The following is a 21393-nucleotide window of genomic DNA, read 5'->3' as shown; positions in this document are numbered from 1 at the left end:
GCTAGTTGCTACTATTTAAAGGTGAAGAATCTTTGTTTTCAGCATTTCGATCTACCTGATTTGATTCAGCCTTAGGAACGGTAACGGCAGGTCGCGTTTTCTCCACAAACAACTCCGACAGCGTTATGCTACTTTCGTTTTCATCGGGTGACGGAGTATATTTTGCAAATTTGGTAAAATCGGCCGTGGTAAATATTGTTCTCAGGGAGTCCAACATGTCAGGCGTTAAAAGTTTTTTCGAAGCCATGGCTTGTAAAATTTCGTCGCTAGTTTGTTCCAGCGCGTTTACACCAAACACCCTGTAGATGTATACCCGAAGTATTTCCGTAAGTTCAGAGTGATATTGTTTGAAATGATTATTCTGCCAAAGCTTTTTTTCTTTCAAATCGGCGAGCATACGGAAAGCCATTACATCTGCTGGTTCATCTGGTTTAACCATTGAAAGAAGTGGTTTGTTCTGCATCCTCCTAATAACCAGCCAAATGATCAATCCAATCAAAGCAACAATGCCTAATCCCCCAAAAAGCCATGGCGCAATCTCACTAAAAGTGAGTGGAGCCCCAAAGGGTGGCTTAATATCTTTAATGCCGCCTTTGGTAGTATCAACTGCCACTGTGCTTACATGAAGCACGAGGTTCTCAAGCGATATAGTATCAGGCTGTGCACCAGCCATTAGTATAAGAAGTTTGAGGTTTGGGATTGTATATGAACCGGTATCGAAGGATGTAAGCAAGTAAGTCTTGACGAGAGATACCTGACCGCTATCCTTTTTAATAGTATCAACAGGGGAATCGGACAAAACTTCAACTCCGCTAACTATGCTATCCCTATAAATAGGAAAGCCAACTTTCATTTTTGCTGACTGTGACACCAATATTCTCAAGGCAACTTGGTCACCAATAAGAATATGGTTAGTATCGAGCAGTGCTTTGTAGGACAGATTTTGCTGAGCCGCTCCAACCAAGGAAAGACTCAATAAAAGTGTTAATAGTCCTATATTCTTCAACAATTGCATCGTTTTAATATTGCAGGTAACTACCATTTTTACCGTTTCTTGAATAGTTTAATCAACGGCTTAACGTAATCTTCACTAGTGGAAATGGTGACATTATCGACCTTACACTTGGAGAAGGTTTCACCAATTGAGCTGCTAGAATCGGTCCACCACCGGGAGTATCCCTCACGAACGCTAGAGCTCTCCGTATCAATCCAACGCTCCTGCCCCGTTTCAGCATCTCTAACCTTAAGCAAACCTACAGATGGAAGTGCTGCCTCGCGGTTATCGAATACCCTAATGGCTACGACATCGTGCTTATTGCTTGCAATTCGTAGTGCATCAAAGAAGCGTGGTGCTGGTAGCTCGCCATCTTTAAAATCGACAAAATCGGAAAGCACAAAGGCCGTACAACGTTTTTTTATACCATTGGTTAAAAAACGTAAGGCTTCTGAAATGTTGGTGTTACTACTTTCGGGTGTAAACTCAATCAGCTCACGAATAATTCGTAGAATATGCTTGCGCCCCTTCTTAGGCGGAATGAATTTCTCAACCTTATCGCTAAAAAAGATAATTCCAATTTTGTCATTATTCTGAATGGCTGAAAATGATAGTACTGCAGCAATTTCAGTCATTAACCCTTTTTTGAGTTGATGGGAAGATCCAAATATTCTTGATCCACTAACATCGACCAACAGCATAACCGTCAACTCACGCTCCTCTTCAAAAACTTTAACAAATGGCGCATTAAATCGAGCGGTAACATTCCAGTCAATATTGCGAATATCATCCCCATACTGGTATTCTCTAACCTCGCTAAAGGTCATACCACGCCCCTTGAAGGCGCTATGGTATTCACCAGCAAATATATGATGCGAAAGACCACGTGTTTTAATTTCAATCTTTCGAACCTTTTTTAATAGCTCAGTTGTTTCCACTCTTATTTGTTTTTCGAGGTTTAATAATGAGCTTCAAAAACCATTCATCCTCTTTAAGAATCGCGGCATACTCCTTCCCTTGTTGCTTGAAACGCCACTCACTTTTTGAAACCTTGCGGTATTTTAAGGAGAGCTCCTTTTCCACAGCATCCTTCTCACCAAAGTTATACATACGGTTTACCCCAATACATACACCTTTACGATTTAGAATGAACAGCACTGTTTGCTCTTCCATAGTATTCTCAAATTTCAGGAAGCTCCGATCGCCATTGATAACTTCCTTAGCGAAGTAAAATTCTGGAAGGCTATCCCGAACCATCGTTCGAATCTGTGTCTTTGAATAGCCAATAAAATTTTGACCAGCCAAGGGCAACGTTATGCCGGAGCTTAACCCAAAAAGAATCAAGAATAGAGTACTATGGAACTTCAACAGCATTTAGAATTTCAAATATAATATCGTCACTGGTGAGGTTTTCGGCCTCGGCTTCGTAGGTTAAACCAATACGATGCCTCAGTACATCGGCACAAACAGCCCTAACATCTTCGGGAATAACGTAGCCTCTACGCTTAATAAAAGCGTAAGCCTTCGATGCCAAGGCAAGTGAAATAGAACCACGAGGCGAGCCCCCATATGAAATCATTCCCTCCAAACGGCTAAGGTTATATTCCTTAGGATAACGGGAAGCAAAGATAATATCCAGGATGTAACGTTCAATTTTTTCATCCATGTATACCTCTTTAACAACACTCTTAGCTCTTGCAATATCCTCCGTTTTGAGAGCTGCATTTGCAGTTGGAAATTTGTTAAGCAAATTCTGCCTCATGATTAGCTTTTCCTCCTCCTTTTTCGGGTAGCTAATTTTCACCTTCATCATGAAACGGTCAACCTGCGCTTCTGGAAGCGGGTAAGTTCCCTCCTGCTCGATCGGGTTCTGAGTGGCAAGAACCAAAAATGGGTCCTCCAATTTAAAAGTTTGCTCACCAATGGTAACCTGTCGTTCCTGCATCGCCTCAAGTAAGGCACTCTGCACTTTTGCAGGAGAACGGTTAATTTCATCAGCAAGAATAAAATTGGCAAAAATTGGACCTTTACGAACCTCAAATGCCTCCCGTTTCTGGCTATAGATAAGCGTACCTATCAAGTCAGCAGGTAACAAGTCAGGGGTAAACTGGATTCGGTTAAACTTGGCATCAATTGTACTTGCCAACGTTTTTATCGCCAAAGTTTTGGCTAGACCGGGAACACCTTCGAGCAAAATATGCCCATCGGAGAGCAACCCCACCATTAAACTTTCAACAAGGTGCTTTTGTCCAACAATCACCTTGTTCATTTCCATCGAAATAATATCAACAAACGAGCTTTCGTGCTGAATGCGTTCGTTGAGCTCTTTAATGTTAACCATTTCTCCCATAATGCTGAGAATTCTAAGGATTTAATTATAACGATTACAAATTTGCAATTATTAACTACTTATTGGTGTTAACGACAGTTAAAAAGCATTAAACACGCAGAATAATGAAGCCTTTTGTGATTTTTTAACTTTGCATGGTTCTTAAGTGAAGGTGTCTAGTCCTAATTATGTAATTTTACCACAACTATATCAATCAGAACAATGGGGCGGTATTTCATTGAGCTTTCTTTCGATGGATCAGAGTATGTTGGCTGGCAAGCGCAGCTAAACGGTATGGGGGTGCAGCAAGTTTTAAATGGCAAACTTTCCACAATATTTCGGGAAGGTGTTGAAACTGTAGGCTGTGGTAGGACCGATGCAGGTGTGCATGCCAGCTATTTTGTAGCTCATTTTAATGCTTCGGCAACAGATATTGATCTAGAAAAAGCAAAGTATCAGCTAAATAAAATTCTTCCAAGCAGTATAGCTGTTTTTAGCATTTCGCCCGTTTCCCCAAATGCACATGCACGATTCGATGCCGTTGAGCGTACATACCGTTACTACCTTTCCCATTACAAAAATCCTTTTAATAGTGGATTCGCCTACTATTTTTCCCAGCATGTTGACGAAAACAAAATGAATATTGCTGCTGATTTGCTGCTACAAATGAATGATTTCACGAGCTTTGCCAAACTTCATTCCGATAACAAAACGAACATTTGCAAGGTTTACAAAGCGCACTGGCATAGAGAAAATGAAAATTTGCTAGTATTCACAATCACCGCCGATCGCTTCCTGAGAAACATGGTTAGGGCAATTGTTGGTACACTTATAGATGTGGGGCGCGGAAGAATTTCGCCTGAGCAGCTAATAGAAATCGCGGAGGAGAAGAATCGTGGAGCAGCAAGTACCTCAGCGCCTGCGCTTGGGCTATTTCTGGAGGACATCAGATATCCTTCGACGATTTTCAATAGAACACGCACCAATACTCAGTCCCTAGAATAGCAAAGCGAATTCATGTTATGAACTCGCTGCACGCCTTTCAATAGAAAGAAAGTTATTTCGACTTATTCAGTGAAATTTCAACACTTTTTACTTCGCCAGCATTGATTTCAAAACTATTTAGAAGCCCTTTTTCATAGGAGATAAGCGAAGACTCCAAGGTATATTCTCCTTGCCCTAAACCAACAAAAGCAAACTTGCCATCAAAATCGGTATAGGTAACCTTGTCGGTACCAGCAACTTTTACAGCAACCCCTGCAAGGGCCTCACCAGTGGTTTGATCTAATACTTGACCTGAAATTGAACAGGTTGAAGAACTCGTGGCATCGGTATTTACCTTCTTATCGGTGTTCTCAGCAGCTAATGATACTGACACTGCAAGTAACATGGAAAGGAACAAAACTTTGTAAGTGTTCTTCATGGCTTTTTAGGTTTTTCAATTCGATGTAATTAATGCATCAAATGTAAGGGAGCCATGTTACTTAATTCTTAGTCCAATATAATTTGTTTGTTAACAAATCGTTAACCAATGAATATTACTTATCCTAATTTTGCGGATTTGGCTGATGCTCGGGCCGCAAAAGATCATTTACGGATTTCACGGGGTTGAATGTAATTAATGGTACTTCAACGAAAAGGGTTAGCCATTGAGCCATTGAGCCATTCCATAGGCCAGGAAGTTCTTGTGCCTTAAGAATTCTCCCATCCTTTGACTTCTGGGCAATAAACCCAGTTTCCGGATCGCTAAATTGCTTGAGGTCGAACTTCGTATTTTCAAAATTGTAAGTCCAACAAACGATGTCCACTGGGTTAAAATGGGTGGAACGAGAAAACATCACCTTTTGACTGCTGTTTTTGAGATCAATTTGTGAACTCTCCACTATTTGAAGAGAAAGGTGACCATCTTTCGACTTTACCCAAAAAGGTCCACCACCAGGTTCCCCTTCATTTCGGACCATACCGCATACTCGAATTGGCTTATCGAGGAACTCGACTAAGGCATTTGCCCACAAATTGGAATTTTTATAATCAGACCGATCTGGTAGCTTTATAAAATATCGGTGAAGCAGAGTTTGTTGTGCTTTCGCTAACTCTGATTCAGCAAACTCATTGCTAGAAACTTTTTGCTGTATGGAATGTACCAATTCCTTTACCTCCAAAAGCAATCCAGCAATTACCATCTTATAATCGACCGTTTCGGCCTTTAAATGGTCAGGAACAATGTTGTCAATGTTTTTTATAAAAATTAATGGCTCAATAAGATCGTTTAGGTTATCGAGCAGTGCACCATGGCCTCCAGGTCGAAAAAGCATTTGTCCATTGGGCTCTCTGAAGGGGTTATTTTCCACATCAACAGCAATGGTGTCGGTAGATTTCTTCTGAACCGAGAACGAAACTCGGTAGGAGACCCCAAACTTATTTTCATAGAATGCAGTAATCTCCTTAAGTTTATGCGTAAAGCCTTCAATATGCTCCGGCGATACAGTGAGGTGAATTGATACGCTACCGGAAGATTCGCGTGCATAAAGTGCACCCTCAACCAAGTGCTCCTCTACGGCTGTTCGGACCGTATCGCCGTAGAAATGAAACTTCAGCAATCCCTTGGGCAGCGTTCCGTAATTCATTCCATCCTTATTTAGCAACACTTCCAGAATGGTACCATACTTTTTTTGCTCCAACAATGTGTCCACCGCATAACCCTTTATTCTTAAATTCTTGGCTAACTCTGGGAAGAAAGCAAAGTTGCGAATCTGCTCAAAGAAGGCATATGCTGAGTTGAACGACCTATCGTCAAACAAAGCTCGTCCTTTCTTCTTTATTTCATCAAGGCATTCAAACAAGTCTTTAAACATTCTGGTTGCTGCACCCGACGCAGGAACAAATTTCAGCCTAGCACCATCATAGCGTTTGTAACGCTCAATAGATTTTACTCGTTCTGAATCGTTAATGAACATTATACCATTGCCAACAGTAGCAGGAGCCACTATTTCCATAAAAGGAAATCCTTTTTCGAAATTGGTTAGCTGGGTTTCAAGTTTTTCTGGTGAAATACCATTTTGCTTAAGTTGGTCAAGGTCGGAAGGTGATAGTTGCATACTATATAGGTATTTAACGCGTTGCCCAATGAATTCTTGCTCGAACTAATTCCTTCTGGTCTTCCTCTCTAACTACATTGTTAAGATAAACTCCCCTACCCTTTGAGGCCATATTAACCACATACGCTTCGCCACAGATTGCATCTGCAATATAGTTAAGTTCAACCTTTTCGAGAATATTACTTTGATGATGTTCCCAGTTGTAGCTATCTAAAATCCACTCCAAATATTTAATGACATTAACTTGACCATTCATATCGATGTCACCGTATCGAACAACTCCCTTGGAGTAATTCCAGGCACAGGGCAAGGCATCAATTTTATCAGGTCGGGCTTCAATAGCATTTTCACTAGTAACAAGTGGAACAGAAGCGGTATAGGGTTCAATATTTTGAGGACGCCGAGCGGCAGTATCCAGAAGAACATAAACTGAAGTGGCCTTAGCCAAAGGAACTTCTTCGTCTTTCGTGTTGAGCAACAAAAAATCACGATAGGAGAAAACAGAGTCCATAGCCTTTGGCCAGGTTTTTACCACAACCTCATCTCCTCGTTCTGGCATTTTCCCTAGCTCAATGGTAATGCGGCTTAAAGCCCAGAATAAGCCCTTATCGTTTAAATAATTGCGACCGATGCCCAGACTATCGGAATGCTGGCAGGCGCTTTCCTGAAAGAGCTCCAGCAATGCCACTGCAGATAACCTCTTCGAAAAATCCACAGATGAAGAGTGAACTGTATATATTTCGTGACCAAAAAATGACTGTTTTTCCATGTTCCGGTTTTATTGTTAAAGGGTGGATATATGCCTTATGCAACACCCAATTATAAACAAGAGAAGAGTAATTGGATTATTCAGATGCATTTTTTTGTTCTTAAATATACAAAAATGGCAGGAAACGATACCTGCCATTAGTCTAATCTAATTATTTTTTAAGTTTTTGTAAAAACTTATCCATATCGACAATGAATCGACTATGGCTCCCCTTCCCTATTTCTCCATCATCATCATTGGCAATGACTTCAAACTGAAGCCTTCGGCCATCAACACTTACAAGGGATGCCTTGCACACCACATGACCGCCTATTGGTGTTGGCTTTGTATGAGTAACATTAACCTCCACCCCTACAGTTCCATAACCTACAGGAAGAAAAGGAGCAACTGCATTCAAACAGGCATTTTTCATTAGCGCAATCATTGCTGGCGTTGCAAAAACATCTACCATACCTGAGCCGTATCTTTTTGCCGAATCATTTTCGGTTACTAGCTGCGACGACTCAAAAGTAACTCCTAAAGGAATATTTATAAAATCAGCCATGATACAATAGATAATGTATATTGGAACCTATTTGCGCAATGCTTTTAACCTATTGGCCATACCAGCTGCAACGGAACTACACCTATCTAACTTTTCTTCGTTTGGCATACCATATATATCTACCGGTTCAGCAACAAGCTCCCATTCAATATTCTCTGAAAATTTAAACAAACTTCTAGCTCCACCACCATTCCAGCTATATGAGCCAAAAATACCCAAGAGATGATCCTTAACAGCCATGTGTTCCAACTCCCTAGTTAACTGCTCCATGAGAGGGAACATCTCGGAATTGTAAGCGACGCTTCCAAGTATTACGCCCTTATATTTCCAGATTGCATTTATCAAGTGAGAAATGTGTGTCTTGGAAACGTCAAAAACTCGGACGTTCATAATTCCATTTTCCACCAGTTGACGTGCAATATGATCGGCTAGTTCCTCCGTTGAACCATACATGGAAGCATAAATTATTACCACTCCCTCCTCCGTTTCATATTTGCTCCACTTATCGTAGAGGCCAAGAACTTTTTCAGGGTTAGTGCGCCAAACCGGGCCATGAGTCGGGCAAACGGCCTTTACGGGAACGCCTTCCAACTTTTTAAATGCCTTTTGCACCATATTGCTATATTTTCCAACAATGTTGGAGTAGTAGCGACGCATTTCATCCTCGTAAAAATCGAAGTTGATTTCATCGTCAAAAACTCCACCATCTAAGGTGCCGAACGAACCAAACGCATCACCGGAAAATAGAATGCCATCGGTTTCATCAAATGTCATCATTGTTTCGGGCCAGTGCACCCAAGGAGTTATAACAAATTTGAGCTTATGGTAACCCAAGTCGAGCGTATGACCATCCTCCACCATATAAAGATTCTCCTTGATTCCCCAGTATGCTTCCACTATTTTGAAAGTTTTGAGGTTGCCAACCAGCATTACTGATGGATACCTTTCAATTATGGATCTAATCTCTCCAGAATGGTCGGGCTCCATGTGGTTAATAATTAGATAATCGAGCGTTCTACCCTTCAATAAACCTTCCACCTTTGAAACAAAATTACCGCCCGATCGCAGCTCTACTGTGTCTACCAATGCTGTTTGCCCATCAAGAATCATGTAACAGTTGTATGCAACGCCATTATCCAAAGGCCACATATTTTCGAACAGGTGCTTTCTCCTGTCGTTCACTCCAATCCAATGAACTTTACCTTTAACGTTAAGTGGTGTCATCTGTAGTATATTACTTTTAAAAATTATCGTTGCCCAAATGCACGAATATACAATTCAGCATACAAAAATATAAAACCGATACGATTTATTAGACCAAACAACATCATTACCTTTATGTTTTGCTGGACAAAATGCTGTAGAACACTATTTTTTGAAATCTACCCAATTCCAGTTTTTGAAATCCACAAAAAAAGGGGACACAAATGCATCCCCCTTAAGCAATCAATATCAATGCAAACTATTTCTTAACGTAAATTAAGAAGCCCCATGGGCCAAGGGTAAAGTCAGCCTTTGCGGGAATATCTATTTCCGTTGCCTTATCTGCAAACAGGTCGACATAATGGCCAGCCAATGCTTCATTATCCAAGGTAAAGGATTGTTTATTTTTGCTGAAATTGAAAATAGCCAGCACCTTCCCTTGTTCATTTTCACGTGTAAAAGCGTAAATCTTACTGTTTGCCGACTTTATACGGAACATATCTGCACCCTTTTCTCCACACAGTAGTGCTGGATTGGTAGCTTTGAGCTCAACTAACTTTTGATAGAACGGAAACCATTCATTATTGGGCCAATTAATGGTATCCTTATCAAAAAAGCGCAGTCTTTTATGCATTCCGACCTCCTGCCCACTATAAATCAAAGGCATACCGGGAACCACAAAGGTAAGAGCAGCCATAGCCTTAACCGCATCGCCCATCCGTTCAAACTCAGAGCCATTCCAGCTGTTCTCATCATGGTTGGTAATAAAGCGCATACGAAAAGCATTCTTAGGGTAGGTTACCAGCTCCTTTTGGAAGCAAGAGTCAAGCTGCGGAATAGAATCCTTCCCCTGAGCAATGGCGTTCATAATGTGGTGAAATTCCCAAGAATAGGTCATGTCAAAAGCGTATTCCTGCAAATCGGGCTGTTCCGCTTCGGCAAGCATAAATACGGGTTTTACCTTATCAAACTCTGCACGAGCTTTATTCCAGAATGGCGTTGGCACCATTCCTGCTACATCGCAGCGGAATCCATCAACATCAGCCTCTGTTAGCCAATACTTCATGGCCCCTATCATATACTTTTGCAGTTCAGGCTTCGAGTAATCGAGCTGAGCCACGTCCGTCCAGTCAAAGGGAGAAACAATCTTTCCGGTGGAGTCATGCTTATACCAGTCGGGATGCTCAGTAATTAGAGCATTATCCTGTGATGTGTGATTAGCAACCCAGTCAAGGATCACCTTCATGCCATTTTCGTGCAGTATTTTAACCACATCCTTAAACTCTTCCATGGTGCCAAACTCTGGATTAACTTTCATGTAATCCTTTACAGAATAATAGCTACCGAGGGATCCCTTGCGGTTAACTTCTCCAATGGGATATATTGGCATAAACCAGATAATCTTTACACCAAGTTTTTTCAATTCAGGTATATGGCTCTTGAACTCAGTCAAGGTGCCACTTGGAGTATACTGCCTAAGGTTTACTTCATAAATGGTTGCATTGTATGACCATTCTGGATGAGCAACCTGAAACTTTTGTGCAGGTTGATTGTTTCCTGTATTATTACAGGAAGAAAAGAGCACGAAAGTAGCAAGCAAAATTGCGAAACCAAGGCCGGTGTAGGAGGAGCGCAATCGTTTTAACATTGATCTCATGGCTATTTCTTTAAATGTTACAAAACTTATTATCAACGAATTACAAATATAAAATTTTAAAATTTAATTTGTCATTTTTTATCGATTTAGAGACAAAAAGCTACTTTTGTAAGCTGGAAAAAAATGTGAACCAAGCAATGAACGTTTTATAACAAACATATAAAGTATATGAAAAGAGTTTTAGTTGCCACCGGAGGAGGAGATTGCCCCGGACTTAATGCAGTGATTAGAGCAGTGGTAAAGCGCGCTGCACAAGAAAAAGATTGGGAGGTAATCGGCAGTATTCAATCCTTTGATGGCATCTTACGGGAGCCCACTGAAATCAGAGTCTTGGACGAAAAATCTGTTGCAGGTATCCACGTTCAAGGAGGAACGTTAATTGGAACCACAAATAAAGGAGGTCCCTTTGCTTGGCCTGTAAAGAACAACGACGGCACTTGGAGCGCAGTTGACCGCTCTGACGAAATGATTCGCAAGTTGCAGTATCTTGGTGTGGATGCCGTAATTAGTATTGGTGGTGATGGATCACAAAAGATTAGCCAGCAGCTATACGAAAAAGGACTTAACGTTATTGGTGTCCCAAAGACCATCGACAACGACCTATCGGCGACCGACTTTACTTTCGGATTTCAAACAGCTGTTCAGATTGCCACGGATGCTGTTGACAAACTGGTAACTACTGCAGCAAGCCATAATCGCGTTCTTATTCTTGAGGTTATGGGGCGCTATGCTGGATGGATTGCCCTACATGCTGCAATTGCTGGTGGGGCAGACGTGTGCTTGATTCCTGAAATTCCATACGATCTTGAAGTGGTATTGGACCGTTTGAATAGTAGATTCTCCCGTGGAAAAGGGTTTGCCATTGTGGTAATTGCCGAAGGTGCCAAACCAATGGGTGGTGACATTACCTCCGAAAAATCAGATGAAGTTGGCTATGCCAACCTTCGGATGGGCGGCGTTGCATCCAAACTCATGAAGGATCTCAAAATGGCTGGTTTTGAAGCAGATATGAGAGAGACAGTGCTTGGACACCTTCAGCGAGGTGGTATCCCCAATGCCTACGACCGAATTCTTGCGACACAATTTGGAGTAAAGGCTTTTGAGGAGGTCCTAGCCGGAAATTTTGGAACCATGGTAGCTTATCGTCACCCGAACATCATATCAGTTCCTTTGCTTGATGCCATAGATAGACCAAATTTTGTAGAGCCAACAAGCTCCATGGTCATCACCGCTAAAGGTGTTGGAATTAGTTTTGGAGATTAGGTTGAAATAAACCAAAAAAAAATAGGCTGCCCATAATGAGCAGCCTATTTTTTTAACTCAATATCCTAGTTCTGAAGGAGTAGCACCATTTCGCTCCTTGCAGGAATTGTAAATGGCTTAGAAAGGTCAACATGCATTTTAGTTAGAATATCTACCCCAACTTTATAGTTGCCAATTGACTCCTTGAATCGAATAGGATCAACCTCTTTAAGTTCCTTGCCCGAATTAAGCACCACCATTACCACCTGCTGTGGGCTTATTCTGAAGTAGGTATAAACATTATCCTGTGGAACATACTGAATAAGCTTGCCCTGGGTCAGTGCTGATGATCCTTTACGCCAATTTGCCAAGGTGGAAAAGAAATCGTATGCCTCATTTTGCAGTGGCGTTCTGCCTTCACGAATAAAGTCATTTATGGTATCGGCCTTCCAACCACCAGGGAAGTCCTGCCGTATTGTACCATCACCATTGGCTTTGTCGCCATACATCAGCATTTCTTCTCCATAGTAAACCTGAGGAATGCCACGGGTTGTGAGCAGAAATGTCATGGCTAACTTATAGCGATTAATATCAACTTGCTCCTTCGTTTTAAAGAAGCGGCTGAGGTCATGATTTACTGCAAATACCATAATATTGTTCAAATTGGCATAGAGGAAGTCCTGCGACAAAATGTCGTATAGCCGCATGAGTCCCGTATCCCACCCACTTGGCTCATCAAATGCCTTTTCCATGGCAAAAGTTAGGGGAAAGTCCATCACAGATGGAAGGTTTGAGTTAAACTTTCCTGCTTCTGGGGAATTTGCCTGCCAGTAGGCACACCAAGAAGGCTGCGACATCCAAACCTCACCCACAATATTAAAATTGGGATACTCAAGGAGAACTCGCTGATCCCAATACGACATGAAATCGGCATCGGGATATGGATAGGTATCCATGCGGATGCCATCTAAACCAGCATACTCAATCCACCAGATGCTATTTTGAATGAGGTAATCAGCCAACAATGGGTTACGTTGGTTTAAATCGGGCATTGTTTTGTCGAACCATCCATTGACCATATATTTCCGGTCAATGGCCGTTCCATGTGGGTCGGAAATGGTGGAAGCACGGAAGCTCGACCGAGTAAACTCTGGCCATTGATTTATCCAGTCTTTGCTTGGCAAATCGGCCATCCACCAGTGGTTACTACCACAATGGTTAAATACCATATCCTTAATAACCTTAATTCCGTTTGCGTGGAACTGGGCCACCAACTTTTGATAGTCCTCATTTGAGCCAAACCGAGGATCGGTTTTGTAAAAGTCGGTAATGGCATAACCATGGTAGGATGTTCTATTCATGTTATTTTCATCCAAGGGGTTGATCCAAACCGCGGTTGCTCCAAGATTCTTGATATAATCGATGTGTTCAGCAATACCTTTGATATCGCCACCATGACGTGCATTGGGATCCTTTCGGTTAACGGTGTCTTTGTATCCTTTCTGATAATCATTAGATGGATCACCATTGGCAAATCTATCGGGCATAAGAAGGTAAATAACATCCTCACTTCCAAACCCCTTTCGCTCTGCTGAACCTGCTACGCGTTGTTTAAGCTCATAATTAAAAGACGAAACCTCTTTTCCGTTGGTATTCAAGGATACCTTAAATTTACCTGGTTTGGCGTCACGATTAATACTGAGATAAAGAAAAAGGTAGTTGGGGTTTTCTGTTCTAACTTCCTTCCGAACTACAACACCGGGATAGCTTAAAGTTGCTGACGTTTTGCCAATATCTTTTCCATAGATTAGCAGTTGAAGACTCCCATCCTTCATGTTGGTCCACCAATTTGGTGGCTCCACTCGCTCCGGTTTTTGTGCAAAGGTTGATGAAAACACCAATGCCAAAAACATCAATAGTAGAATTAGTTTCCTTTTCATGACTTGAGTTTTAGGTAAAAAAAAAGTTGGCCCGAATAAATTCAGCCGCCAACCTTTTAAAATTGTTAACGTGGAAAGTTTATTACTTATTACGGTTGATGGCGTTTAGGTCAGCAAATGCCTCTTTCAAGCGAACTACCATCTCCTTCTCCCCTTCACGTAACCAAACGCGTGGATCGTAATACTTCTTGTTTGGAGAATCTTCGCCCTCTGGGTTACCAATCTGGCCTTGGAGGTAATCCTTTTTTGCCATGGAATATTTTCTAATACCATCCCAGTATGCCCACTGCATATCGGTGTCGATATTCATTTTAATAACGCCGTAGGTTAATGCTTCTGCAATCAGGTGCTTTTCGGAGCCCGAACCACCATGGAATACAAAATTTACTGGTTTGGGAGCAGTGTTGTAATGCTTCTGGATATACTCCTGTGAATTATGCAGAATCTTTGGGTTGAGCACCACGTTGCCTGGCTTATATACACCATGAACATTCCCAAACGAAGCGGCAATGGTAAAGTTGGGGCTAATCTTTATGAGTTCCTCGTAAGCATAAGCAACCTCCTCGGGCTGAGTATACAGCTTAGAACTATCAACGCCCGAATTGTCAACACCATCCTCTTCTCCGCCTGTAATACCCAACTCCAGTTCGAGCGTCATACCCATTTTGCTCATTCGGGTAAGATACTTTTTGCAAATTTCGATATTCTCCTTGATTGGCTCTTCGGATAGATCTAGCATGTGTGAGCTAAATAGAGGTGCACCTGTTTTCTTGTAATGCTCCTCTCCTGCGTCTAGCAGGCCATCGATCCAAGGAAGCAATTTTTTTGCAGCATGATCGGTATGAAGAATGACGGTTACACCATACTCTTTTGCCAGGGTGTGCACATGCAATGCACCAGCAATGGCGCCAAGAATGCTTGCACGTTGTCCTTCATTGGAAATTGTTTTTCCAGCAAAAAACGCTGCACCACTATTTGAAAACTGAATAATAACAGGTGACTCTACTGAACGAGCTGTTTCAAGAACGGCATTAATGGTATTGGTTCCAGTTACATTTACGGCTGGAAGAGCAAACTGATTTGCCTTTGCGTGCGCAAAAATTTCTTGAACAGTCTTTCCGGTAACTACTCCGGTGGGAAAACGATTACTACTCATTATGAACAGTTTAAGATGAATTACTTATTTTCACAAAGATAGGTGAAAACCATTAAAGAAAAATCCGGTATAGTAACCCTATTACCGGATTTTTGTTTTAGCCCTTTAAGGCAACAGTAATACTACCGCCTTTGCTCACCGTAAAATCTTTTTCATATACGCCAAATGTAAGCTCATTACCGTGCTCATTGAAAATAACAACTTCCTTGGACGTCACTCTTACCCTTAAGGCTACCCCTTTAAAGAGAACCTTAAATGAGTATGCCTTCCACTGCTTTGGAATTTGCGGTGCAAAAGAGACCTTACCCTCCTTCACTCGCATACCACCAAAACCTTCTACAATGGAGAGCCAAGTTCCTGCCATACTAGTAATGTGTAGGCCCTCTCTTACCTCCTTATTATAATCGTCGATATCAAGACGAGCAGTACGGAGATAAAGTTCGTATGCTTTGTCGATATTGCCAATTTTAGCTGCCAATATGGAGTGGACACAGGGTGAAAGCGACGACTCGTGAACGGTCCTCGACTCGTAAAACTCAAAGTTGCGCTTAATGGTCTCAAGATCAAACCGCTCTTCGAAGAAGTATATCCCTTGAAGCACATCGGCCTGCTTAATAAAGCATGAACGAAGAATTCTATCCCACGACCACTTTTGGTTAAGTGGACGCTGTTCTGGATCTAAATCTTTTACCAGAATTTGCTCCTTGTCCATATATCCATCCTGCTGAAGGAAAACCTTTAAGTTTTTCTCGTAAGGATAGTACATATTTGCAATAATGTCGTTCCATTTTGCAATCTCCTTTGAATCATCGAAAGAGGTTTTTGCAACAATCTCCCTATATCGGGCAGGATTCTGTGTCTTCACAATTCCAGCAGCCTTTATGGCATATTCCAAACACCATGCAGCAATAGTATTGCTGTACCAGTTGTTGTTGCTGTTGTTTTCGTACTCGTTTGGACCAGTAACCCCGAGCATTACATATTTCTTTTTGGCCTCCGAGTAGTTTACCCGCTGAGCCCAAAAACGAGCTATCCCCATCAGGACCTCTAAGCCCTTATCGGCGAGATAGCTTTCATTACCGGTTGACCTCACATAGCTATAAATGGCATAGGCTATGGCACCATTCCGGTGAATCTCCTCAAAGGTGATTTCCCACTCATTGTGACACTCCTCCCCATTCATAGTAACCATTGGATAAAGAGCAGCACCATTGGTGAAGCCAAGCTTCTCACCATTTTCAATGGCTTTCTGCAAATGGTTATAACGGTATACCAGCAAATTCTTAGCCACCTCTTCGCCAGCCGTAGCCATAAAGAAGGGGAAGCAATAAGCCTCAGTATCCCAATAGGTACTTCCGCCATACTTCTCGCCAGTAAACCCTTTAGGTCCAATATTTAGTCGAGCATCCTTACCTGTGTAGGTATGATTAAGCTGCAAAATATTAAATCGAATACCCTGCTGAGCAGCAACATCACCTTCAATAACAATGTCGCTGTGCTCCCACTTCCGTTCCCACTCTGCCACGTGCTCGTTAAAAAGAGTTTGAAACCCCTTTTCGTTGGCTTCCTGAAGTTTTTTGCGGGCAACCTGCATAAGGTCTGAAGCCTTATGGTCAAGAGAAGTTACTACAGCAGCATACTTATACACAACAATCTCCTCGCCAGCAGTAGCACTTAACATAACCCGATTGCCGAGTAGCAAATCCTCTTCAACCAAATGTGCCTTGGTGCTGAGCTTACTTCCACCGGCAAAAATGTCAAAGAGCATTCCGGTACAAATGTGAAAGTCCAACTTTTTTGTCTTGGAGGCGATGTATGCCTCGTGGTGGTAGCAGGACCCATCGGTTTTTTCCCAGAACTTCTCGCCATAGTTGGAATCCTCATTTTCTACATCAGCATCGATATAGGGAAGAATTTCAAGGTTAGCGCTACTATTCAATGGGGTAACTGAATACCGAATTAGCCCAAGTTCGTGCTCAACTATGCTAACAAAGCGGGTCGACTTCACCTTAACTTGAACGCCCGATGGCATTTCAACCGTAAATGAGCGCTCAATAACCGACTGCTTCATGTTTAGTGTACGGTGAAACTCTAGAATTTTGCAGGTAGCCAAATCGAGGTAATCTCCATCGACCTTAATATCAATGCCTATCCAGCTAGGTGCATTAATAACCTTAGCAAAGTATTCGGGGTAGCCATTTTTCCACCAGCCAACGCGTGTTTTGTCGGGATAGTAAATGCCGGCAATGTAATGGCCTTGCATTGTGCTACCCGAGTATTTTTCCTCAAAGTTGGCGCGCTGCCCCATGTGTCCATTACCGATGCTGAAGAGGCTTTCGGAATCACGACTTTTTTCGGGATGAAAACCCTCCTCAATAATATTCCACTCATCATGCTTCAAGTAGGAGCTCATATTCTAATTTTTTTTTGAAGTCCTTATAAAGAAATAATTTCAGTTGTAATGTTTAAAAAGCCCGGTATGACCTTGTCGGCTAATCCCAATATTTCGGGCGATCCGATGCCAATGCAATACATGCCCGCATTTTTTGCAGCCTCCACTCCAGCGGCGGCATCCTCAAATACAACGCACTGAGGGGGGGAAACCTTTAATTCTTCTGCACCAAGCAGAAAAACCTGAGGATCGGGCTTTGCCTTCAACGCTTTGTTGCCATCAATTACCGCATCAAAAGTGAATTGTAGGCCCACCTGTTCCAGAATGAGACGAGCATTTTTACTAGCCGAGCCAAGGGCAATCTTCACACCCTGCGATTTGAGAGAGGCTAAAAAATCCTCCACGCCAGGAAGAATCTCTTCTGGTGTCATTCTGCGTATATACTCAAGGTACCACTCATTCTTCTTTGCAGCCATCTTCTCCTTTTCCGGTAATGAAAAGGATAAACCGCCCACCTCCAATAGAATGTCGAGTGAGGTCATTCTGCTAACTCCTTTCAGCCGCTCGTTATGATCGACCAAAAACTCAAACCCCAGCTCATGCGCCAGCCTTTTCCAAGCCAGATAGTGGTATTTGGCGGTATCGACAATAACTCCATCGAGGTCGAAAATGCATGCCCTAATTTTAAACATAACCAGTAAATTAAGCCCTATTCTCTTTCACAATTAACGCTGCACTTAATCCTCCAATAATCATTGATATACCTGCCAATATTATCATAAAGATTGCCCTCTCATGGAAAACGTATTTTAACATTGTTCCAAGAAGTAAACCACTGAATATTTGAGGCACAACAACTGTTATATTGAATATGCCCATATAAACACCCATTTTATCGGAAGGTAGTGACCTAGCTAAAATAGCGTATGGCATTGCTAAAATTGCTGCCCATGATATACCAACACCTATCATTGATAATATGAGAGAATATTGGTTTTGTAAAAAATACATGGAAAGGAATCCAAGCCCCCCAAGGAGAAGAGAAATTGAATAGGTTTTAACACGACCAAATTTATCAGCAAGCCTATTCATGAAAATAGCAAATAGCGCAGCAAAAACACTCTGCAGTCCAAAAAGGACCCCCACCCAGTTAGCAGCACTATTATAGGCATCTGATGATGAATCACCAATTGCAGTTCCCCATGCATGCTGAGCAACCGCAGGCGTAGTATAGACCCACATAGTAAAAAGAGCAAACCAAGAAAAGAATTGAACGACAGCCAACTTACCCATAATTTTAGGCATGCTGAAAAGTGTCTTTATAAAGCTTATCCTCTCTTTACCTTCCAAATCTTCAGTATCTGTACCATTATATTTTGCGAAATCCTTGGGAGGATACTCTTTTGTAGTAAACACAGTCCATAGAACCGAAAATAGTAGAAGTGATCCTCCAATGTAGAATGACCAGACAACCGAGTTTGGCACATGTCCTTTTGGAGCAGTATTTTCAATGTTTAATACATTCGTTAGAAAATAAGGCAAAAATGATCCTATTACGGCACCCAGGTTAATCAATACCGTTTGAACTGAGTAACCAATATTTGTCTGCTCGGCAGGAGTCATATCCGCAACAAGGGAGCGAAATGGTTGAAAAGTAACATTGAACGACGCATCCATCATTGCAAGCATAATCGCACCAAAAGCCACCGCTGGAATGATCGCTAATAACAATTGAGAATTAGGCATTAAAAACATTCCAAAAGCAGCAGCAATTGCACCACCTAAAATAAATGGTTTTCTTCGACCAAGTCTATTCCACGTTCTATCACTCGATGCGCCAACCCATGGCTGAATAATAAGTCCCATTATTGGGGCTAATAGCCAAAAAAAAGATAAGTTGTGCAAATCTGCACCGTAATTAGACAAAATGCGTGATACATTAGCATTCTGCAATGCAAATCCAGCTTGAACACCCAAAAAGCCGAAGCTGAGGTTCCAAATTTGCCAAAATTTTAGGTTAGGTTTTTTAGCCATTAGGTTATGGGATGAATAGGGTTAGTCCTCATTTTGTCCAAAAATAGGTAAAAAGAAAGGAAAAAACATGTGGTAATTGAGGTTGAAGCACCTATAAATGAGGCAATTTAGCTCGATTCAACCTTATTTAAATCGATTGCGGTAAGGTTAAAAAAAAGTTAAAAAAACCTTAAAAATAAAGGGATAGAGCCAAAAAAGCGGGAAATATCGAATTTCCCGCTTTTTTATACCTTATTATTATAGCAGCTATTTTTCTTGCTTAAAATGTCCCAGAGTGCTTTCTCTAGGAACTAATTCCGCTTGCAACACCTCGGAAATTATATCCGTTGCTTCTTCCAACGAGGAAAGGCGTTTGTGTAGCAGCTCCATTGTCTGCATTCCCATCTCCTTTCCGGGTTGCCGAATGGTGGTAAGCGTAGGGTCAATCATATGCGCAACGTCATCGTCGCCATAGCCAACAACGGCAATGTCCTCAGGAATTCTTTTTCCAAGCTTCTTGAGAGCCTGAATTACGCCAGCAGCAGTGAAGTCATTAACGGTAAACACGGCGTCAAAATCAAGCCCACCATTAACCAAATCCGGTATAACCTTAAGCGCAGCATCAAAGGAATCACAATGTACAACTAACTTTTCGTCGTAAGGTATTCGGTTATTCTCTATGGCCTGCAGGTAACCCTTAAGCCGCTTTCTACCAATTAACCTCGTTTGCGGACCAGCAAGGTGCAAAATTCTCCTACGACCGTGCTCAATTAAATGTTGAACCCCTTTAAGTGCACCCTGAAAATCGTCGATTACCACGCTATCGCTCTTAAATTCATCGGGAACTCTATCGAAGAAAACGATTTCGATACCCTCCTCCTTAAGCTGGCGGAGGTGGTCGTACTTCACTGTCTCCTTTGCAATCGATATCAGTAGCCCGTCAATTCGTCCGTCGGCTAGGGTGGCCATAGCGTCAACTTCCTTCTCGAACAGCTCGTTGGACTGAGCTACCATAACGCTGTAGCCATACTTCCCTGCAACCTCCTCAATACCGCTAATAACCGACGAAAAGAAGTAATGTACTATCTGTGGAATTATTACGCCAACCACGTTGCTCTTCCTGTTTTTTAGGCTAAGTGCAATGGCATTAGGCTTATACTTCATTCTTTCAGCCAGCTCCTTAACAAGCCGACGTGTCTCCTCGCTAATGTCTGGATGATCCTTTAGGGCACGAGAAACCGTTGAAGGTGAAACGCCAAGCTCACGAGCGATGTCTTTGATAGTGATTGGATGCGATTTCATAATCCAAAAGATTGTTTATTCTTCAAATATAGTCAAATATAGCAAGAAACCCCCAAGGACCAAATCCACATTCAGGCAATAAATATTCATTTTTTTTAATTCGGAAAATGGTTGATTGCAATCGTTTGCGGTTTCGATTGCGTTGATTTTCATAAAGTAAGCTCTTGACTTTAGGTTAAGTTTACCTTATCTTTTCCTAAATTGTGATTGGAAAATCTAGCAAACATTTATAGTAATTGTTTATTGTTTATTGTTTTACCTAAGCCTAAAAGTATTATTATGAAGCACCTCTTCACTTTAGTAGGCAGCTTGCTCATCACCGGCATGCTCCTATGTTCAGGAGGAATGGCTTACGCTCAGGACCTAAAAGTCTCGGGTAAAGTCACTGACGCCTCTAATGGTTCACCATTAATTGGTGCAACCGTGTATGTTAAGGGAACAACAAATGGTACTGCCACAAACCTAGATGGCATGTTCTCATTGACCGCTCCCAAGGGCAGCACACTAGTAATCTCCAGCGTTGGCTACACCACACAAGAAGTGGTTATAACTGGAGAAATCGTAAACGTAACATTGACCGTTTCAACGCAGCAACTTCAAGAAGTTGTTGTGATTGGTTATGGAACTGTTAAGAAATCGGACGCTACAGGATCAGTAGTCGCTGTAACCTCCGATGATTTTAACAAGGGAGCAATTACTTCACCACAAGATTTATTGGTAGGTAAGAGCGCCGGGGTAGTAATTACCAATGCCG

General features: G+C 41.9%; 19 protein-coding genes. 3 read left to right on the top strand and 16 right to left on the bottom strand.

Annotated elements, in window-relative coordinates:
- Position 1 precedes the first annotated feature (1 nt).
- From VMW01_13400 to VMW01_13385, 4 genes are read right to left on the bottom strand one after another with little or no spacing between them, the layout of a single operon-like run.
- Positions 2–1006: a hypothetical protein gene (locus VMW01_13400; protein HUW07248.1), complete on the bottom strand. Its 1005-nt coding sequence runs from the start codon at positions 1004–1006 to the stop codon at positions 2–4.
- A gap of 38 nt (positions 1007–1044) precedes the next feature.
- Positions 1045–1932, bottom strand: coding sequence for a DUF58 domain-containing protein (locus VMW01_13395; protein HUW07247.1), 888 nt, complete (start codon positions 1930–1932; stop codon positions 1045–1047).
- Positions 1919–2362 (bottom strand): hypothetical protein, encoded by a 444-nt coding sequence (locus VMW01_13390; protein HUW07246.1) that lies wholly within the window; start codon positions 2360–2362, stop codon positions 1919–1921. The genes VMW01_13395 and VMW01_13390 overlap by 14 nt, the downstream gene beginning before the upstream one ends.
- Complete coding sequence (locus tag VMW01_13385; GenBank protein ID HUW07245.1) at positions 2349–3344, bottom strand: AAA family ATPase; 996 nt, start codon at positions 3342–3344, stop codon at positions 2349–2351. The genes VMW01_13390 and VMW01_13385 overlap by 14 nt, the downstream gene beginning before the upstream one ends.
- 201 nt (positions 3345–3545) lie before the next feature.
- On the opposite strand from VMW01_13385, the gene truA reads away from it, so the two are divergent.
- Positions 3546–4328 (top strand): tRNA pseudouridine(38-40) synthase TruA, encoded by a 783-nt coding sequence (truA, locus tag VMW01_13380; GenBank protein ID HUW07244.1) that lies wholly within the window; start codon positions 3546–3548, stop codon positions 4326–4328.
- 52 nt (positions 4329–4380) lie between these two features.
- On the opposite strand, the gene VMW01_13375 is transcribed toward truA, so the two are convergent.
- The 6 genes from VMW01_13375 to VMW01_13350 all read right to left on the bottom strand — a co-directional run bounded on the left by VMW01_13375 (position 4381) and on the right by VMW01_13350 (position 10594).
- The gene (locus VMW01_13375) at positions 4381–4746 is read right to left on the bottom strand and encodes a carboxypeptidase-like regulatory domain-containing protein (protein ID HUW07243.1); all 366 of its coding nucleotides are present in this window, start codon (positions 4744–4746) and stop codon (positions 4381–4383) included.
- A gap of 124 nt (positions 4747–4870) precedes the next feature.
- Positions 4871–6421, bottom strand: coding sequence for a DUF4301 family protein (locus VMW01_13370; protein ID HUW07242.1), 1551 nt, complete (start codon positions 6419–6421; stop codon positions 4871–4873).
- 13 nt (positions 6422–6434) lie between these two features.
- Complete coding sequence (locus VMW01_13365) at positions 6435–7190, bottom strand: acyl-ACP thioesterase domain-containing protein (protein ID HUW07241.1); 756 nt, start codon at positions 7188–7190, stop codon at positions 6435–6437.
- Positions 7191–7341: 151 nt separating this feature from the next.
- Positions 7342–7734: a thioesterase family protein gene (locus VMW01_13360; protein ID HUW07240.1), complete on the bottom strand. Its 393-nt coding sequence runs from the start codon at positions 7732–7734 to the stop codon at positions 7342–7344.
- Between the two features lie 27 nt (positions 7735–7761).
- Positions 7762–8958: an FprA family A-type flavoprotein gene (locus VMW01_13355; GenBank protein HUW07239.1), complete on the bottom strand. Its 1197-nt coding sequence runs from the start codon at positions 8956–8958 to the stop codon at positions 7762–7764.
- 238 nt (positions 8959–9196) lie between these two features.
- Positions 9197–10594 carry an alpha-amylase family glycosyl hydrolase gene (locus VMW01_13350; GenBank protein ID HUW07238.1) on the bottom strand — a complete coding sequence of 466 codons (1398 nt, stop codon included), beginning with the start codon at positions 10592–10594 and terminating at the stop codon, positions 9197–9199.
- Positions 10595–10762: 168 nt separating this feature from the next.
- On the opposite strand from VMW01_13350, the gene VMW01_13345 reads away from it, so the two are divergent.
- Entirely contained in the window at positions 10763–11857 is a 1095-nt protein-coding gene (locus VMW01_13345) for an ATP-dependent 6-phosphofructokinase (protein HUW07237.1), read from the top strand.
- A 65-nt stretch (positions 11858–11922) separates the two neighbouring features.
- Here the strand turns inward: VMW01_13345 and VMW01_13340 are convergent, their stop codons facing one another.
- The 6 genes from VMW01_13340 to VMW01_13315 all read right to left on the bottom strand — a co-directional run bounded on the left by VMW01_13340 (position 11923) and on the right by VMW01_13315 (position 20639).
- Positions 11923–13776, bottom strand: a complete 1854-nt coding sequence (locus VMW01_13340; protein ID HUW07236.1) for a glycoside hydrolase family 13 protein — start codon at positions 13774–13776, stop codon at positions 11923–11925.
- 82 nt (positions 13777–13858) lie between these two features.
- Positions 13859–14932, bottom strand: coding sequence for a class II fructose-bisphosphate aldolase (fbaA, locus tag VMW01_13335; protein HUW07235.1), 1074 nt, complete (start codon positions 14930–14932; stop codon positions 13859–13861).
- Between the two features lie 97 nt (positions 14933–15029).
- Entirely contained in the window at positions 15030–17345 is a 2316-nt protein-coding gene (locus VMW01_13330) for a glycoside hydrolase family 65 protein (protein ID HUW07234.1), read from the bottom strand.
- Positions 17346–17368: 23 nt separating this feature from the next.
- Positions 17369–18016, bottom strand: a complete 648-nt coding sequence (pgmB, locus tag VMW01_13325) for a beta-phosphoglucomutase (GenBank protein HUW07233.1) — start codon at positions 18014–18016, stop codon at positions 17369–17371.
- A 10-nt stretch (positions 18017–18026) separates the two neighbouring features.
- Positions 18027–19358, bottom strand: coding sequence for an MFS transporter (locus tag VMW01_13320; protein ID HUW07232.1), 1332 nt, complete (start codon positions 19356–19358; stop codon positions 18027–18029).
- A 246-nt stretch (positions 19359–19604) separates the two neighbouring features.
- Positions 19605–20639: a LacI family DNA-binding transcriptional regulator gene (locus VMW01_13315; protein HUW07231.1), complete on the bottom strand. Its 1035-nt coding sequence runs from the start codon at positions 20637–20639 to the stop codon at positions 19605–19607.
- A gap of 279 nt (positions 20640–20918) precedes the next feature.
- Between VMW01_13315 and VMW01_13310 the strand changes: the two genes are divergently transcribed.
- Positions 20919–21393, top strand: a 475-nt coding sequence (locus VMW01_13310) for a carboxypeptidase-like regulatory domain-containing protein (protein ID HUW07230.1), incomplete at its 3' end; no start/stop codon positions are given.

This window comes from Williamwhitmania sp. (assembly GCA_035529935.1).
Taxonomy (GTDB): domain Bacteria; phylum Bacteroidota; class Bacteroidia; order Bacteroidales; family Williamwhitmaniaceae; genus Williamwhitmania.
The sequence above is the reverse complement of the archived record's forward strand: the minus strand, read 5'-3'. Positions and strand labels throughout refer to the sequence as shown.